Here is a 17,191-nt window from a genome sequence, read left to right on the forward strand (position 1 = left end):
GCATTGTCGAACAGGACAGGAAAACGTCCCGCCATGAGTTGATAACTTCCCGAGATGGCAACGTTGCTGTTCTCCGGCGGGACGGTGGTGACCGCGGACGGCTCGTACCGGGCCGATGTCCGGGTCGCCGACGGGCGCATCGACTCCATCAGTACCGGCGAGATCGGTGCCGGCGGGGCGCCGGCGGACGAGCGGGTGGACTGCACCGGCAAGCTGCTGCTGCCCGGCGGCGTCGACGTCCACACCCACCTGGATTCCCGGATGATGGGCACCGTCACCGCCGACGACTTCGGCACCGGCACCCGGGCGGCGGCCTGCGGCGGGACGACCACGATCGTCGACTTCGCCCTGCAGGTGGCCGGCGAGCGCCTCGGCGACACGGTCACCCGCTACCACGAGCGCGCGGACGGCAGGGCCGCGGTCGACTACGGCTTCCACATCGCGGTGACCGACCTCTACGACGGCGCCCTGAACGACCTGCCCGGCATCGTCGACGGCGGCGTGACCAGCGTGAAGGTCTTCATGGCCTACCGGGGCTCGCTGATGGTGGACGACGGCGAGCTGTTCGACATCCTGCGCACCTCCGGGCGGCTGGGCGCGCGGGTGTGCGTGCACGCGGAGAACGGCGACGTCATCGACCGAATGGCCGCCGACCTGGTCGCCCAGGGCAAGGTCGGGCCGAAGTACCACGAGCTGTCCCGCCCGGCCGCGACCGAGGTGGAGGCCGTGCACCGGGCCATCCGCATCTCCCGGATGGCCGACGCCCCGATCTACTTCGTGCACCTGTCCACCGCCGACTCCGCGGCCGCCGTCGCGGCGGCCCGCGCCGAGGAGTGGCCGGTCTCGGCGGAGACCTGCACGCACTACCTCACGCTCGGACCGGAGCTGTACGACGGCCCGGGCTTCGAGGCCGCGAAGTACGTGCTCACCCCGCCGCTGCGGGAGCGGGCGCACCGCGACGCGCTGTGGAAGAACCTGCGCACCGGCGGCCTCGGCGTGGTCAGCTCGGACCACTGCCCGTTCTGCTTCTCCGAGCAGAAGGAGCTGGGCCGCGACGACTTCCGCAAGATCCCCAACGGTGGCCCGGGGGTCGAGCACCGGATGAGCGTGGTGTACGGGCTGGGCGTGCACGAGGGCAAGCTCGGCATCGAGCGGTTCGTCGACGTCACCGCGACCACGCCGGCCAAGTCGTTCGGCCTGTTCCCGCGCAAGGGGACGATCATGGTGGGCGGCGACGCCGACCTGGTCGTCCTGGACCCGGCCGGCAGCACCACGATCTCGGCCCGCACCCAGAACCAGAACGTGGACTACGCGCTGTGGGAGGGCCACACCGTGCCGGGCCGGATCGAGCGGGTCTACTCCCGGGGCGAGCTGGTGGCCAAGGACGGCGCGTTCGTCGGCCGCGCCGGCCACGGCCGCTTCCAGGCGCGGGCCACCGTGTAGTCACGCCGCCAATAGCATGGGCCGATGGACCTCGGCGGGAAGCATGTCGTGATCACCGGTGGCTCGGGCGGCATCGGTGCCGCGCTCGGGCACTCGTTCGCCGGGGCCGGGGCTCGCGTCACGCTGGTGGCGCGCGGCGAGGAGGCACTGCGGCCGGTCGCCGAGGAGGTCGGAGCGACCGCGGTGGCCGCCGACGTGCGCGAACCCGAGGAGCTGATGCGCCGCGTCGAACAGGTGGCGCCCGTCGACGTCCTGGTGAACAACGCCGGGCTGGCCGAGCCGGGCGCGTTCGGCGACCTGACGACTACGTCCCTGCGGACCATCTACGCGGTGAACGCCACGGCGCCCGCCGAGCTTGCCCTGCTCGCGCTGCCCGGGATGCTCCAGCGCCGCCTCGGCCGGATCGTGTTCGTCTCGTCGCTGGCCGCGCACGCCGCGGTGGCGGGCCTGGCCGCGTACTCGGCGACCAAGGCGTCGGTCGGCCGGCTCGCCGAAGGGCTGCACCGCGAGCTGCGTGGCACGGGCGTCGGCGTGACACTCGCCGAGCTCGGCACCGTCGACGCCGGGATGTACCGCGACCTGGGCTCCTACCCGCCTACCGTGCGGGCGTTCGATCGCCTGTTGGCCACCCGTACGCTGCGCCTGCTGACCGCCGAGGAGGTGGCCACCGCCGTCACCACCGCCTGCCGGGAGGACCGGCACCTGGTCGTGCTGCCCCGGCGCGCGCGGGCCCAGGCCGCGCTCGTCCACCTCCCGCAACGGCTGGCCAACCTCGTCACCTGACGGGCCGGCGGGCTACTTCCGAGTGAGATCGAGGATCAGCGCATCGTAGTGCGGAGAATCCGGGAACGGCTTGATCTTGCCCATCTGCCACCATCCCCACTTGTCGTATGCTTGCCGTGCTGTCCTGTTGTCCGACCGCACTGTAAGGGAAGCTCGTTGTTCCGGCCGTTTGTACAGAAGTTCATCGTGCAGCCGATGAGCGATGCCGTGGCCTTGCCAGTCGGGGTGAGTCATAAGCTCGGTGAGGCCAAACGTGCGGGTGCCGTCTTCTCGGATTAGTTCAGGATCTACAGGGGTCGTGAGACCAGCCCACCAGCGCGCGTTCTCGGGGAGTGCATATCCGAGGGCGAGGCCGACCGGCTCGTCATCTATGCGAGCTAGTACGCACTCGAATCTGGGGGATTTGGCGTAAGCTCGTACCCGTTCCATGAACGATCAGCACTGTAGAACGGGTCGTCAATTACGTCGGCATGACTTTTCTCGTAGATGCTGACAATCGCCTCCTCTTCCTCGGTGATGACCTCGGGGCCATAGTGCGTCAAGGATAGACGATCCGCCATGATGGTTTGCCCTTATGTAGGAATGCGTGCACGTCTCGTACCGCGGGTGTACGCTGGACGTCTCCGGCAGAGTGCGACACCGGACCGCTACGCGAGCGCGGCCACAACAGGCCGCCATTCGAACTCGTTCTTTGCGGGCTTCACTCGAATAACTTCATTTGGGAGCACCTTCACCCCCCATCCGTCGAGTATCTCCAGGCTCCGCTCAAACGCGGGATGCGCGGCGAGGCTTGGCTTTGCATAGGGAGCCACGACGATTGGGAGCTTTAGGCCAATGGCTTCGTTGAGAATTCCCAAGGCGAAGGTATCGCTGATCCCGGCTGTCCACTTGTTTATTGTGTTGAATGTGGCCGGTGCCACGGCGACGGAATTTGCCAGAGGTAGCGAATCTGGATCACTAGGGCGCTTGTACTCGTGACGAACGGGGTATCCGGTTTGATCGGCGAGTGCCGCGGCTTCGAGCCAGTCGAAGGCGCGTGGTGTAGCAATTACGCAAACCGTCCATCCCTGTTCCTGTAGGAGCCTGACGAGATCGCCCACCGCTTGAGCGGGCGGTGCGGCGCAAGCCACAAGATAGACCACCCGCCGTGCTGGTCGCGTGTCGGCCATTAGATGACTCCGGCTCTGGTTGCAAGGGCGCGAAGGCCGGGAGTGGTGCTTGTGCGTTCACGGGCCAGCAATGTCGTCAACAATGTCCGTGCGGTGACATTTCTGGCGACGGCTTGCTTCGCAACGCGTTCGGCCTCTAGAAGGTGGAGTACGGTGAGGCCGTCGTCGCCCTGTCGGGCCGACGCCCAGCCCAGTTCTAGATGGACCTGTGAGCGCCGACCACGCAGCACGGCCGGCAGGGTATCGGTGTCAATGCGCTCACCAAGCTTCAGGGCCGTTCGTGAGTCTCCGAGAGCGACTAGTACCGCTAGCTCGTGGATAGCGATATTTGTTGGTCCGAAGGCCGTCCAGAGCCGGTTACCGTCCCGGCCGAGCTGTTCGGCAAGCCGTGCCGCATCGCGCAACTTGGTTACAGCTTTCTGTCTTTCGCCGCAGCGAGCGGCAATGATCGCCAACAGCAGTAGAAGTGCGCCCTGTGTCGATATTATATCTTCAGGGTTCGACGGAGTTGAACTTGCTAGGCTGGCAATGTGTTCCACCGTTTCGGTGGCGGTTTGTTCGGCGTCGGCCAGGTGGCCAGCCTGTAGTAGTGCGCAAGAAATCTGATAGTTCGCGAGGCCGAACAGGTCCAGTCTGTCGGCGTCTGAGGCTAGCCGCAGGCACCGATCGGCTGAGATCCAGGACAAGCTATTGTCGCCCACTTTTGTGGCCAACTTGGCGGCAGCTAAGTAGGCGGCAGCCTTGACGGGAAGCGGCACGGTCACTGTAGATGTTTCGATCCGCCCTATAGTCAGCGACAGTAGTTGGGCCGCTGCGTCGTAATCCGCTCGCTGATACAGTCGATGGGTCTGCCGAGTAAGGGCTTCGAGCTGAGGCAGCGTTGGTGGCTTCCTAGACGGTTCAGGCGGGGGTTGATGACCCAGGATTGCTCGACGTAGTTCTTCCATCCGTGGCACGTCGACCAGATTTGAGTTGTCAGATGCTGTCTTTGTGATGGCGGAACTAGACCTGCCACGGAGCTCGGCGGCCTTGGCTCGGACGCCGGATAGGCGCTGTTCGCGTTCTCGGTTCTCGTGTTCATTCTTCGCGGCTTCTAGCTCGAAATAGGCCGCCAAGATGGCTCCGCCGGCATCACAGGCGGCGTCTACAGTCTGCCAGAAACGTTCATCTGCCCGGGCTCGCCCTTTTTCGATATGCACGATGGTGGTGCGGTCGCAGAGGGCGATCTTGGCGAGCTGGCCTTGGGTGAGTTCAGCGGCAAGCCGGAAGGTCGCGAGCTGTGTGCCAAGCGACCTACGCAGCTCGGCGACGGCTTCCGGCTCCCTGGCCATGTCGTGGTCCTTCACCTGATCAGTGTTGTCTGGCGCCAGGCTCGGCGTGACCGCTGGTGGCGGTCGGTGTGGCAACCGCGCACACAGGGTATCGCACAGCGGTGACTTGATGTTTTGGTGATCTTTCAAGCTACCCCATAAGCGCCGACCACGAGAGTGCACTGATACCAATGTCTGAGTCCCACACCCCACGGCCGTGCGGCCTTCGTCACGCGGCGGTGTCATGACTGAACCGCCCGTTTCGTCGGAGAGGCTGGTCTTCGCTTTGTTGCCGGATATCACCGACCGCCACGTGCACGCCGTGTACGACCCCGCCGACGTGCTTCCCCTGTCATTGTGTGGCCTGAATATCCTCCCCGACCTCTACCTCCCTACCGTGGTCATCCTCTGTGGCCGCTGCATGGCCTTGCGCCCGGACAATGCCACGCTTTACCCCGCGACGAGCGAGCGGCGGGCTTACGCCCAGCCGGCGGCGACCTGGCCGGCCGCGTTGGGGCGGTGGTGGCGCGGCTGGCGCTACGACGGACGCGTCCGCCGAGCCCTAGTGGTCGAGCAGAGGCGTCATGGCTGAGGAAACGGATCTGTACGCGGTGCACGCCGTGCGTGCGGACGAGATCTGTGCGACCGAGGTGATCTGGAGCGCGAGTGAGGATGCCGAGTGGTACGCGCGGGAGCTGTCTACCGACCCAGGCGTGTTGGCCGGGGCGGTGACCCGGTTCGTGTTGAACACACCTGGCGAGCGGCACCCGGAGGCGCTGTTCGTCAAGCGTCGGCGCCAGGAGGTGCCGCACCTGTCTGACGACCGGCGGATCGCCGCGGGCGGGTGGATCAGCCACCGCACACTCTGGACGAAAAGGAACGGAACAATCTGGAAGGTGAACACCGATCCCTAGGAAGTTGCCCGACCACCTGTGCCGAGCAAGCCAACCACTGAAGCGACCACCTTGGCGCGAACTTCGACCCGCGGTCACCGCCGGCGCTGCTGCGCGCCTGCCTGGTCGACGAGGTCCGTCGAGCACGTGGGTTCTGGTTATCCTGGCTGTCCGGCTGTCCCCCGGAAGGGTGGTGCGTCGATGTGGACGAGCCCGGTGCCACGGCGCGACGACGCTGTGCGCCACCCCGGACCGCCTGCGCCGCCGCACGACGGGGGAGTGCCGCTGCGCCGGCTGGTGGACACGCTCGGCGCGGACCTGACCGAGCTCGTGATCGAGATCCCCGAGGACACGGCGCCGGTCTGCGACGTGGTGCTGCACGACGCGCAGGGCGACGACGGGATCGAGCCGGGCGACCTGGTGCTCGCGGCCGGGGTCGGCGCGGGCGAGCGGGAGCTGCTGGAGGTGCTGGACCGGGCCGCCGCCGGTGGGGCCGCGGCGGTGGCGGTGAAGCGGCGGCTGCTGACGGGGGCGGCGCTGCGCCTGCTGGGTGAGCGCTCGGCCGTCGCGGTGGTCGCGGTGCCGGACGAGGCGAACTGGGCGCACGTGGTCCGGCTGGTCCGCAACGTGCTGGCGAGCAGCGCGAACGGCGCCAACGGGGCGAACGGTGCGGGCGGCGCGAACGGTTCGGGCGGGTTGTCCTCCGGGCCGGGCGACCTGTTCATGCTGGCCGACGGGCTGGCCTCGATGGTCGGCGGGAACGTGCTGATCGAGGACCCGTCGCTGCGGGTGCTGGCGTACTCGCGTTCGGACCAGGACGTGGACCGGGCGCGGCGGCTGGCGATCCTGCAGCGGCGCTGCCCGGAGGAGTTCCTGGCGGTGTTCCGGCGGGAGGGGGTGCTGGACGCGATCCGGGCCAGCGACGAGGTGGTGCGCGTCGAGGCGGTTCCGGACATCGGCCTTGGCGCGCGGTTGGTCTGCGGGGTGCGGGTGGACAACGAGCTGCTGGGCAGCCTGTGGGTCACGTTCCCGAGCGGGCCGGCGGACCCGGCGGTGGAGGCGCAGCTCTCGGCGGCGTCGCGGATCTCCGCGCTGCACCTGGCCCGGCATCGCGCGCACGAGCTGGGCATCGACATCCAGCGCGACCGTGCCCTGCGCGACCTGCTCGAAGGCCGCGCCACGGTGGACAGCGTGGCGGACACCCTCGGGCTGGAGCGGACCAAGGGCGCCGCCGTGCTCTGCTGCGTGCCACTCGGGACGGCCGGCGACCGAGGCGCCCAGGCGCTGCGCGACGTGCTGACCAAGCGCTGCCTTGCGCACCGCTGGCAGGTGCTGACCAGCTGTCACGGCGCGCGGCTCGACGCGGTGTTCGGCGGGCTCGACCCCGGCCCGAGCACCGAGAAGCACCTGGCCCGGCTCGCGCGCAGCGTGGCCGCCGACGCCGAGAAGCGGCGGCTGCGGTGCGTGATCGCGGTGGGGTCGGTGGTTCCGGCCGGCGAGGTCGAGACGTCGTTCGCCCAGGCGCGCTCGGTGCTGGGCGCGCTGCAAAGGGCGCCGCACAAGGGGCCTGTCGCGCGGGCCGGCGACGTCTGGGCGCACCTGGCCCTGGAGGCCGTGCTGCGCCGCTCCGCCGACGAGCTCGCGGCCCACGACGCCGCGCTGCGCGAGCTGACCGAGCGCGACCGCCGCCACCACACCGACTACGTGCACACCCTGCGCACCTACCTGGACACCATGGGCGACAGCACGTCCGCCGCGCACCGGCTGGGGATCCACCCGAACACGCTGCGCTACCGGCTGCGCCGGCTGGCGGAGTTCACCGACATCGACCTCGGCGACCCGGTGGAGCGGCTGGTGATGGCGCTGCAACTGCACCGGCTTGTGCCGGCCGACAAGTCCAACGACCCGAGTTCGCGCCATTCGACAACGAACGGTGACACGCCCGCGACCTAGTCTCCCTGGCAACGCCGGAGGGTTGTTCACGCTCCTGGCGCGAGGGCGGGCCGGAGGCTCGTCCGAGTGGCTGGATCAGGCGGTTTGATCGCCGGAGGCGATTCGTGAACAACCGTCCGAAGTGGACGCGGCCCAGGGAGGTTCACGTGGGTTACATCATCGGGGTCGACATCGGCGGCACGTTCACCGACTTCATCCTGTACGACTCGGACTCCGGCGCGGTGAAAGTGCACAAGGTCGCCAGCTCCGCGGAGCCGTCCGAGAGCCTGGTGGCCGGCGTCCTGGAGCTGTGCGACCGAACCGGGATCCGGCCCGCCGACATCGACTCCCTGATGCACGGCACGACCGTCGCCACCAACGCGATCCTGGAACACGACGGCGCCCGTACCGCGCTGATCACCACCAAGGGATTCCGCGACGTCCTGCACATCGGCCGCCACCAGCGGCCGCAGCACTACTCGATCATGCAGGACATCCCGTGGCAGAGCCGCCCGCTGGCCAGGCGCCGCCACCGCAAGGTGGTCACCGAGCGGGTCAACGCCCCCGGCGGCGAGATCGAGATCCCGCTGGACGAGGACGAGCTGCGCGCGGTGATCGCCGAGCTGCGCGCGGACGACGTCGAGGCGGTGGCCGTCGGGTTCGTCAACTCCTACCTCAACCCCGCCCACGAGCGCCGCGCCCTGGAGATCCTCGCCGAGGAGCTGCCCGGCGTGTTCGTCACCGCGTCCAGCGAGCTGTTCCCGCAGTTCCGGGAGTTCGAGCGGTTCACGACCACGGCGATCAACGCGTTCGTCGGGCCGAAGGTCGCGGAGTACCTGCGCCGGCTGGAGTTCGCGCTGGACCGCCACGGCATCGACAACAAGCTGCACATCATGATGTCCAACGGCGGGGTGGCCACCGTGACCGCCGCCGCCCGCACGCCGGCCACGCTGCTGATGTCCGGCCCGGCCGCCGGGGTGCTCGGCGGCACCTGGGTCGGCCGCCGGGCGGGGCGCCAGCGGCTGATCACCTTCGACATGGGCGGGACCAGCGCGGACATCGGCATCGCCACCGAGCGCGGCACCGTGGAGGCGCCCGCGCGGGACACCGCGGTCGGCGGGTACCCGCTGCTGGTGCCGATGCTGGACCTGCACACCATCGGCGCCGGCGGCGGCAGCGTCGCCTACGTCGACGAGGGCGGGGCGTTCCACGTGGGTCCGCGCAGCGCGGGCTCGGTGCCGGGGCCGGCCTGCTACGGCCGGGGCGGCACCGAGCCGACGGTCACCGACGCGCACGTGGTGCTCGGGCGCATCGACCCGGACCGGTTCCTGGCCGGCGAGATGCGGCTGGACGGTGAGAACGCGCGCACGGCGATCGAGGGCCTGGGCCGCGAGCTGGGGCTGAGCGCCACCGAGGCCGCCGAGGGCGTGATCACGGTGGCCAACAACAACATGGCCGGCGCGGTGCGGGAACGGACCGTGCAGCGCGGGCTGGACCCCCGCGACTTCGCGCTGGTGGCCTTCGGCGGCGCCGGCCCGCTGCACGCCGCCGAGATCGCCGAGCTGCTGGACATCCCGGAGGTGCTGGTCCCGCCGTACCCGGGGATCACCTCGGCGATGGGGCTGCTCACCACCGACCTGCGCTACGACCTGATGCGCACGGTGTTCATGCTGCACACCGAGTTCGACCACGCGCGGGTGAACGCGGACTTCGCCGAGCACGAGGCCTGGCTGCGCCGGCGGCTGGCCGAGGACGGGGTGGCCGACGCCGACATCGCGGTCGGGCGCGCGCTGGACTGCCGCTACGTCGGGCAGGGGTACGAGCTGCGGGTGGACATCCCCACCGAGACGCTGGATGACGGCGTGCTGACCGAGGCGGTGAAGGGCTTCCACGCGATCCACGAGCGGGAGTACGGGCACTGCTTCCCCGGCGAGGCCGTGGAGATCGTCAACCTGCGCAGCACCGCCACCGGCAAGGCCCCCCGCATGCACCGGCTGCCCCCGCCCGCCTCGTCCGGTGCCTCGGAGGCGCTGCTGGGCAGCGGCTACGGGCTGTTCCGGGTGGACGGACGCCTGCGCGAGATGCCCGTGCTCTACATCGACCGCTGGAAGCTGCCGGCCGACGAACCCGTCACCGGCCCGGCCGTGATCTTCCAGCGGGACACCACGACCCTGGTCCCGCCCGGCTGGCAGGCGCGGCACGGCGACGAGGGCACCCTGTTCCTGACCAGGAGGTCCCCGCGATGACGCCTTCCACCAGGGTGGATCCGATCACCGCGTCCGTGGTCGCCGGCACGCTGGAGAGCATCGCCGACGAGATGGCGCACAAGCTGACCCGGATGTCGTACTCCAGCATCATCCGCGAGTCCGAGGACTTCGGGTGCGCGCTGCTGGACGCGGACACCCAGCAGCTCGCGGAGTCGAGGCTGAGCACGCCGCTGCAGGCCGGACCGATCCCCGGCTACGTGCGCGGGGTGCTGCGCCGGTTCGACGAGATCGGCGGGCGGTTCGAGCCCGGCGACGTGGTGATGCACAACCACACCTACTACGGCGCCTCGCACGGCCCCGACGTGGGCTTCATCGTTCCCGTCTTCCTCGGCTCCGGCGACGACACCGAGCTGATCGGCTACTCCGTGACCACCGCGCACCACCTGGACATCGGCGCGCTCTCGCCCGGCTCCTGCGGCATCGTGGACGCCCCGGACGCCTACGCCGAGGGCCTGCAGTTCAACGCGATCAAGGTCTACGAGCGCGGCCAGCGCCAGGAGTGGGTGTGGCGGCTGCTGCGCGACAACATCCGCGCGGCCGATCTGGTGGTCGGGGATATGGAGGCGCAGATCGCGGCGGCCCGGATCGGCGCGGACCGGATGCTGGAGCTGGTCGGCAGGTTCGGGCGGGACACCCTGCTGGACGCCTCGGCGGACCTGCTCGACTACTCCGAGCGGATGCTGCGCAACAAGATCGCAGAGCTGCCGGACGGCACCTACCGCGCCGAGGGCACCGTGGACGGCTTCCTCGACCACCCCGACCCGCGCTACCGCGACCTGAAGATCAGCGTGGCGCTCACCGTCGCCGGGGACGAGATCACCGTGGACCTGGCTGGCACCGACGAGCAGATCGACCTGCCGCTGAACATGCCGTTCGTCGGGACCGTGGACATCGCGATCTACGTCGTGGTCCGCTCCATCCTGCTGGACAGCGCGCGGACAGGGCACGTCCCGGCCAACTCCGGGCTGTACCGGCCGATCACCATCACCGCGCCGGAGGGGACGCTGGTCAACCCGCGCTACCCGGCGCCGGTGATCGCCAGGTTCTGCCCGGGCAACGTGCTGGCCGCCACCGTCATGCAGGCGCTGTCCGAGGTGGTCCCGACGCAGGTCAGCGCCGGGATCGGGAACCTGAAGGTGGTGGCGTACAGCGGCCTGCGCCCGAGCGGGGACTACTGGGTGTACATGGACATCACCGAGGGCAGCTACGGCGGCCGGTACCGCAAGGACGGGCTGGACGCGGTGGACACCCTGTACGCGAACACCCGCAACAACCCCATCGAGGACATCGAGGCGCACTATCCGCTCCGGGTGGGCCGCTACGAGCTGTCCGAGATGAGCGCGGGTCCCGGCGTGTGGCGGGGCGGGTACGGCTCGGTGCGCGACATCGAGTTCCGTGAGGCCGGCGGGTTCTCCATGGAGGGCGACGGCAACACGGTGGCGCCGGCCGGGCTGTTCGGCGGTCGGGTGGGTACGACCGGGCAGGCGGTGCTCAACCCGGGCGCCTCGGCAACGGGACTGCCGTCCATGTCGCCGTACCGCAAGGCGCGCGCGGGCGACGTGCTGCGTACCGTGAGCCCGTCCGGCGGCGGCTACGGCGACCCGCTGGAGCGTGACCCGTCGGCGGTGCTCGACGACGTGCTGGACGGGCTGGTCACGATGGAGGCGGCCCGGGACGACTACGGCGTGGTGATCGGCCCGGATTTCACGGTGGACCTGGACGGAACCGAACGGCTGCGGAGGGGTGCATAGAGATGGAGTATCCGGTCGACGCGGCGCGGCTGGAGGGCGACCTGCGCACGCTGGCGGGTTTCAGCGCGCCGAGCACCCTGGGCGGGGTGACCCGGCGGGCCTGGTCGGAGGAGTTCTTCGCGGCCCAGGCCTGGCTGATCGAGCGGTTCGAAGAGGCCGGGCTTGCCGTGCACGTCGACGCGGTGAACAACATCTGGGGGCGGTGGGAGGAGGGCTCGCTGCCGGCGGTGGTGGCCGGCTCGCACATCGACTCCGTCCCCTCCGGCGGCGCGTACGACGGCTGCCTGGGCGTGCTGGGCGCGCTGGAGGCGATCCGGGCGCTGCGCGCGGCGGGCCACCGGCCGTCCCGGCAGCTGTGGGTGGTGGCCTGGATGGAGGAGGAGGGCAGCAACTTCGGCACCGCGCTGCTGGGCAGCCGCGCCTTCGTCGGCGACCTCGACCTCGACGACGCGGCCGCTCGCCGCGACCTGACCGGCCGTACCCTCGCCGAGGCCGTCGCGGCGCGGGGCCACGACTGGTCCGAGCTGGCCGACCTGCCCTCCGGCGTCGACGACATCGGCTCGTACCTCGAACTGCACATCGAGCAGGGCCCGATCCTGGAGGCGGCCGGACTCCCGGTCGGCGTGGTCACCGACATCGTGTGCTTCCGCGCCGGCACCGTGACCTTCACCGGGGTGTCCAACCACGCCGGCACCACGCCCATGGAGGGCCGCCGCGACGCCGCGGTCGGTGCCGCCCGCGCCATAGTGGCCGCCCGTGACCTCGCCGTCCGCCACGGCATCCGGGCCACCACCGGCCGCCTCTCCGCGACCCCCGGCGGCTCCAACGTGATCCCCGGCGCCGCCGCGTTCAGCCTCGACACCCGCCACCGCGACAAGCCCCCGCTGGACGCCTACCTGGCCGAGCTCAAGGACCAGTTCCGGATCATCGCCGACGACGAGGGCCTGACCTGGGACTACTCCGAGTCCTACGACATCGACCCGGTCCCGCTGGACCCCGACCTGCAGAAGCTGTTCGGCTCGTTCTGCGAGGCGTCGTCGATCCCGTACCAGCCGATGGTCAGCGGCGCCGGCCACGACGCGATGGCGCTCGCGCCCCGGGTCCCGGCCGGCATGCTGTTCGTGCCCAGCCGCGCCGGCGTCAGCCACGCCCCGTCCGAGTACACCTCGCCCGAACACTGCGCCCTCGGCGCCGACCTGCTCGCCCGGGCCATGGCCCGCCTGAGCGAGTAGTCGTCGGGGAGCTAGTGTCGTTTACACGACACTAGGGAACCTGGAGCTCCCGGTCCGAGGTCATGTCGCTCAGGCCCTTGGTGAGGTTCTTGCCGATGCCGTCGTCGCCCCCGATGTGCACGCCGTCGAGTTCGAGGGCCGAGCTGACGCCGGTGCCGGCGATCAGGCCGGCGGTGGCGACCGCCAGGACGGTGATCACACGGCGGAGCTTGCGAGCGGTCATGGTTGGTTCCCCCAGCACGCTGTGACTCTGGTTACGAACGGTGCGAGCGTGACGATATAACAGCGGGTGGGTGTGCGGTGACCGGGGGTGCTCAGTGGAGCACGGTGAGCAGGCCCTCGACGCCGCGCTGGAACGCGGCGCCGACGCTGTCGACGCCGTCGAGGGCCGTACCGGTCATGGCGCCGTCGCGCATCATGACGAAGTGCCGCGCCGCGTGCCGTGGGTCGGGTCGCCGTGGTGAGTCGCCGAAGACCTGGGTGAACAGCTCGGCGAGCGTGCGCATGTACCAGGCTCGGTGGTCCAGGATCAGCTGGCGCACCGGGTCGTCGGGGTCGGGGTACTCGGCGGCGGCGTTGAGGAAGGCGCACCCTCGGAACTCCGGTCGCGCCAGGCTGTCGGTGACGGCGGCGCCGATCGCGCGCACCGCCTCGGCCGGCGAGGGCGCGGTCTCGACGGCCGCGTGCACCTCGGCGCGGATCTGGGCGTCGACGCCGCGAAGGTAGGCGAGCACGAGGTCTTCCTTCGAGGGGAAGTGTCGGTAGAACGTCGCCCGCGTGGCCGGCGCCTCGGCCAGGATCCGTTCGACCCCGACCGCCCGGATCCCCTCGAGGTAGAACAGCCCGCTGGCCGTGGCCAGCAGCCGCTCCCGCGCCTCGGACCGCCCGCGCCGCCCCGGGTCGCCGTTCGGGCTGCCGTTCGGGCCGGCGGGCGCGGAGCGGGTCGGTGTCACCATGGGCCGAGAGTAGCAGAAAGAACGATCGGTCTTGCATTTCCTGGCGCGGCATGCCAGGCTCGTCGCTGTTCGCAGAGAGAATGTTCTTTCTGCCTAGAGGCTTGGGAAAGGGACCGTCATGACCACGACCACCGCCCCGACCGGGACAGGTGTCGCGCCGATCCTTCGACGGCTGTACGTCGTCCGCTTCGGGTTCGCCCTCGCCTGGGCGGTCCTGCTGTTCGCGACCGCGTCGAGCATCGGCCCGGCGTCGGCCGCCCTGCTCGTGCTGTACCCGGCGTTCGACGTGGCCGCCGCCGTCGTCGACGCCCGCTCCTCACGGGCCGGCGGGTCCGCCGCGGGCCTCTACGTCAACATCGTGATCAGTGCGCTCGCCGCCGTCGCACTGGCCGTCGCCCTCACCTCCGGCATCCCTGCCGTCCTGCGAGTCTGGGGCGTTTGGGCCGTCCTGGCCGGGATCGTCCAGCTCGTCGTGGCCGTCCGGCGTCGCCGCCTCGGCGGGCAGTGGGCGATGATCGCCAGCGGGTCCATCTCCGTGCTGGCCGGCGCGTCGTTCGTCCTCATGGCCGCGACCGCGGCGTCCCTGACCAACGTGGCCGGCTACGCCCTGTTCGGCGGCGTCTTCTTCCTCGTCTCCGCGCTGCGCCTGCGCCGGTAGCCGTCGACCTGGGTCACTCGGTGAAGTCGGGGTAGGTCTGCGGGCAGAGCTCGTCGAGGCGGCGGCCGGCCCAGTCGGCGTCGGGCCAGCGTTCCCAGACCGAGGCGGCGGAGCGCTGCAGGCGGGCCAGTACGTCGCGTTCGGAGATGCCGCGCACGGTGCCGTCTTGCATGACCCACCGGCCGTCGACCATGACCGAGGCCAGGTCCTCGGCCTGGGCGGCGTAGACCAGGGTGCGGATGGGGTCGCGCACGGGGGTCATGAACAGCGAGTCGGTGTGCCAGAACAGCAGGTCGGCCTTGGCGTCGGGGGCGATCCGGCCGAGGTCGTCGCGGCCCAGGGCGGTGGCGGCGCGCAGGGTCGCGGAGTCGAAGACGTCGCGGGCGGTGGAAGCCTCGGCGTTGCGGCCGGTGACCTTGCCGAGCACCGCCGTCCAGCGCAGCGACTCGATCATGGACTGGGGCGCGGTGTCGGTGCCGAGGCAGACGTTCACGCCCCGGCGCAGGTACTCCGGGTAGGTCTCCAGGACGATGCCCCGGCGGCCGAAGCACCAGGCGTTGTAGGCCACCGAGGTGCCCGAGTTGGCGAGCAGGGCCAGGTCGTCGCCGGGGTAGTTGGCGTAGCTGCTGCCGGCGACCACGATGGCGTGGCCGAGGATGGTGCGCGGGCCGAGGAAGCCGATCGACTCCAGCCATTCGATGGGCGTCTTGCCGTGCCGCTGGTTCATCTCGATGAACTCGACGATGCTCTGCGAGGCGTGCAGCGACAGCGGCGCGCCCAGCGAGTCCGACGCCTCCTTGCTGGCGCGCAGCAGCTCCTCGGTGCAGGTGTCGACCTGGGCGGGGGCCAGGCAGCCCCGGATGCGGCCGTCGGCGCGGCCGTCTAGGGACTCGACGGTCTTGATGGCGCGTTGCAGCCCGGCCCGGCCGGCCTCCTCGTCCCAGGTGTAGGTCACCCTGGTGCCGTCGGTGGTGCGCCACGCGCCGGAGCGGTACATGTCGCCGATGTAGGCGCGGATCCCGGTCCGCTCCACCGCGTCGGCGACGTACTCCGAGGCGCCGTCCATGGCGAAGACGGTGGTGCAGCCGGTGCGGACCAGTTCGAGCATGGAGTAGTCGACGCACGCCTCGACGTCCTCGGGGCGCATGCTCTTCACGATGGTCGGCAGCACCTCGATGAGCCCGGTCTGCCAGAACACCCGCCGCCCGATGTCCTCCTGCAGCGACTTGTCGATCGGCGACTCCGCGATGTGGGCGTGGGTGCTGATCAGGCCGGGGGTGATGATCCGGTCGGGGCAGTCGACGACCTCGTCGGCGGGGCCGTCGTACGAAGGGCCGACGTGCGTGACCCGGTCGTTGGTGACGACCACGCAGCCGTCGCGCAGGATGCGGTGGCCGCCACCTTGGTAGGCGACGATGTACGGGGCCTTGTACACGGTGGTCGTCATTTAGTCCCTATCGGTTGTCTCAGCATCCGGCCCAGCGCCGCGACGCCAACGATGTTGACCACGGCCAGCCCGACGAGTATCGCGGCGGCCGGCAGTGGGCTGCCGCCCGAGCCGGCGATGAGCCCGAGCGTGACGATCGGCAGCGTGCCGCTGAACACCAGCGAGGTGAGCTGGTAGACCAGGGACAGCCCGGTGTAGCGGGTCTGCGCCGGGAACGCCTCGCTGAGCAGCGCCGGGATGGTGACCCAGGCCGCCGAGCTGGCCGTCTGGGTCACGCTGAGCATGAGCGTGATCAACAGCGCGCTGTGCGTGTTGGCCACGTAGAAGTGCGGCACCGCGATGACGATGGTGAGCGCCAGGCCGACGTACATCACCAGCCGCTTGCCGAACCGGTCGGCGAGCAGCGCCATGATCGGGAACGACACGAAGCTGGTGGCCGCCGCGATCAACTGGGCGTCCAGCACCGTCTGCGTCGGGACCTTGGCCTGGTCCACGGCGTAGCTCAGGAACAGCGTGCCGGTGATGTAGAAGCCGGTGATGCCCACCAGCACGGCCGCGATCCCGGCCAGGATCACCCGCCAGGAGGTGCGGACGGTGACCGCGACCGGGCTGGTGACCAGCGTGTTCTCCCTGACCGCCCGGAGGAACACCGGTGACTCCTCCAGGCGCAGCCGGATGACCAGCCCCACCACGACCAGCACCGCCGAGAACAGGAACGGCACCCGCCACGCCCACTCCAGCAGCGTGCCGCCGCCCATCAGGGTGGCCAGCGAGAACATCGCCGTGCTGAGCACCGTGCCGCCGGGCGAGCCGAGCTGGGTGAACGAGCCGTAGAACGTCCTGCGGTGCTCCGGCGCGTGCTCGACGGTGATCAGCGCCGCGCCGCCCCACTCGCCGCCGACGGCGAACCCCTGCACCAGCCGCAGCACCACCAGCAGCACCGGCGAGAGCATCCCGGCCGTCTCGTAGGTGGGCAGCACGCCGATCAGGAACGTCGCGGTGCCCATGATCAGCAGGGTGGTGACCAGCGCCGTCTTGCGGCCCACCCGGTCGCCGAAGTGCCCGAACACGATCCCGCCGAGCGGGCGTGAGACGAACCCCACGGCGAAGGTGGCGAACGCGGCCATCGTGCCGAAGAACGGGTTCTGCTGTACGGGAAAGAACAGCTTGCCGAACACCAGCGCCGAGGCCGTCGCGTAGGCGTAGTAGTCGTAGTACTCGATGCTGGTGCCGATGAGCGCGGCGGCCGCCGCCTTGCGTGCCGTCGGACTGGCCACCGGCGGATCCCTCCGTCGTCGAGGCTTAATCAGCGGTGGCCGACAACGCTAGGCGAACCAACGGGCGGCAACT

16 protein-coding genes are annotated in these 17,191 nt (G+C 70.1%); 9 read left to right on the forward strand and 7 right to left on the reverse strand.

Annotation, left to right across the window (positions count from 1 at the left end):
- Positions 1 to 54 precede the first annotated feature (54 nt).
- Together hydA and N912_RS50760 are read left to right on the forward strand one after the other, a co-directional pair.
- Positions 55 to 1,443, forward strand: coding sequence for a dihydropyrimidinase (gene hydA / locus N912_RS0109690; protein WP_028922272.1), 1,389 nt, complete (start codon positions 55 to 57; stop codon positions 1,441 to 1,443).
- Positions 1,444 to 1,467: 24 nt separating this feature from the next.
- A complete protein-coding gene (locus N912_RS50760; RefSeq protein WP_051579981.1) occupies positions 1,468 to 2,226 on the forward strand; it encodes an SDR family NAD(P)-dependent oxidoreductase in 759 nt (252 codons plus the stop codon).
- 12 nt (positions 2,227 to 2,238) lie between these two features.
- Here N912_RS50760 and N912_RS66965 read toward each other — a convergent pair whose 3' ends face one another.
- The 3 genes from N912_RS66965 to N912_RS63375 all read right to left on the reverse strand — a co-directional run bounded on the left by N912_RS66965 (position 2,239) and on the right by N912_RS63375 (position 4,741).
- On the reverse strand, positions 2,239 to 2,655 hold the full coding sequence (locus N912_RS66965; RefSeq protein ID WP_084210768.1) for a GNAT family N-acetyltransferase: 417 nt from the start codon (positions 2,653 to 2,655) through the stop codon (positions 2,239 to 2,241).
- Positions 2,656 to 2,873: 218 nt separating this feature from the next.
- Positions 2,874 to 3,395, reverse strand: a complete 522-nt coding sequence (locus N912_RS61940; RefSeq protein ID WP_084210769.1) for a flavoprotein — start codon at positions 3,393 to 3,395, stop codon at positions 2,874 to 2,876.
- On the reverse strand, positions 3,395 to 4,741 hold the full coding sequence (locus tag N912_RS63375; RefSeq protein WP_245645231.1) for a helix-turn-helix domain-containing protein: 1,347 nt from the start codon (positions 4,739 to 4,741) through the stop codon (positions 3,395 to 3,397). The genes N912_RS61940 and N912_RS63375 overlap by 1 nt, the downstream gene beginning before the upstream one ends.
- A gap of 208 nt (positions 4,742 to 4,949) precedes the next feature.
- On the opposite strand from N912_RS63375, the gene N912_RS0109700 reads away from it, so the two are divergent.
- The 6 genes from N912_RS0109700 (at position 4,950) to N912_RS0109725 (ending at position 12,780) form a co-directional block, all read left to right on the forward strand.
- Entirely contained in the window at positions 4,950 to 5,297 is a 348-nt protein-coding gene (locus N912_RS0109700) for a hypothetical protein (RefSeq protein ID WP_028922273.1), read from the forward strand.
- Positions 5,298 to 5,325: 28 nt separating this feature from the next.
- A complete protein-coding gene (locus tag N912_RS0109705) occupies positions 5,326 to 5,619 on the forward strand; it encodes a hypothetical protein (protein ID WP_156993357.1) in 294 nt (97 codons plus the stop codon).
- A 180-nt stretch (positions 5,620 to 5,799) separates the two neighbouring features.
- Positions 5,800 to 7,551: a helix-turn-helix domain-containing protein gene (locus N912_RS65115; RefSeq protein ID WP_084210770.1), complete on the forward strand. Its 1,752-nt coding sequence runs from the start codon at positions 5,800 to 5,802 to the stop codon at positions 7,549 to 7,551.
- A gap of 146 nt (positions 7,552 to 7,697) precedes the next feature.
- A complete protein-coding gene (locus N912_RS50765; RefSeq protein ID WP_211261201.1) occupies positions 7,698 to 9,776 on the forward strand; it encodes a hydantoinase/oxoprolinase family protein in 2,079 nt (692 codons plus the stop codon).
- A complete protein-coding gene (locus N912_RS0109720) occupies positions 9,773 to 11,548 on the forward strand; it encodes a hydantoinase B/oxoprolinase family protein (RefSeq protein WP_037064093.1) in 1,776 nt (591 codons plus the stop codon). Before N912_RS50765 ends, N912_RS0109720 begins: the two co-directional genes overlap by 4 nt.
- A 2-nt stretch (positions 11,549 to 11,550) precedes the next feature.
- Positions 11,551 to 12,780 (forward strand): Zn-dependent hydrolase, encoded by a 1,230-nt coding sequence (locus N912_RS0109725; RefSeq protein WP_028922277.1) that lies wholly within the window; start codon positions 11,551 to 11,553, stop codon positions 12,778 to 12,780.
- 31 nt (positions 12,781 to 12,811) lie between these two features.
- Here N912_RS0109725 and N912_RS0109730 read toward each other — a convergent pair whose 3' ends face one another.
- The gene (locus N912_RS0109730; protein ID WP_028922278.1) at positions 12,812 to 13,003 is read right to left on the reverse strand and encodes a hypothetical protein; all 192 of its coding nucleotides are present in this window, start codon (positions 13,001 to 13,003) and stop codon (positions 12,812 to 12,814) included.
- Positions 13,004 to 13,094: 91 nt separating this feature from the next.
- Positions 13,095 to 13,736 carry a TetR/AcrR family transcriptional regulator gene (locus tag N912_RS0109735; RefSeq protein ID WP_028922279.1) on the reverse strand — a complete coding sequence of 214 codons (642 nt, stop codon included), beginning with the start codon at positions 13,734 to 13,736 and terminating at the stop codon, positions 13,095 to 13,097.
- Positions 13,737 to 13,854: 118 nt separating this feature from the next.
- Between N912_RS0109735 and N912_RS0109740 the strand changes: the two genes are divergently transcribed.
- Positions 13,855 to 14,394, forward strand: coding sequence for a DUF308 domain-containing protein (locus tag N912_RS0109740; protein WP_028922280.1), 540 nt, complete (start codon positions 13,855 to 13,857; stop codon positions 14,392 to 14,394).
- A gap of 13 nt (positions 14,395 to 14,407) precedes the next feature.
- Here N912_RS0109740 and N912_RS0109745 read toward each other — a convergent pair whose 3' ends face one another.
- Together N912_RS0109745 and N912_RS50770 are read right to left on the reverse strand one after the other, a co-directional pair.
- Positions 14,408 to 15,841, reverse strand: a complete 1,434-nt coding sequence (locus tag N912_RS0109745) for an amidohydrolase family protein (RefSeq protein ID WP_028922281.1) — start codon at positions 15,839 to 15,841, stop codon at positions 14,408 to 14,410.
- Complete coding sequence (locus N912_RS50770; RefSeq protein WP_245645232.1) at positions 15,838 to 17,118, reverse strand: MFS transporter; 1,281 nt, start codon at positions 17,116 to 17,118, stop codon at positions 15,838 to 15,840. Before N912_RS50770 ends, N912_RS0109745 begins: the two co-directional genes overlap by 4 nt.
- Positions 17,119 to 17,191 lie beyond the last annotated feature (73 nt).

The organism is Actinospineispora acaciae DSM 45401 (assembly GCF_000620785.1).
Lineage (GTDB): Bacteria > Actinomycetota > Actinomycetes > Mycobacteriales > Pseudonocardiaceae > Pseudonocardia > Pseudonocardia acaciae.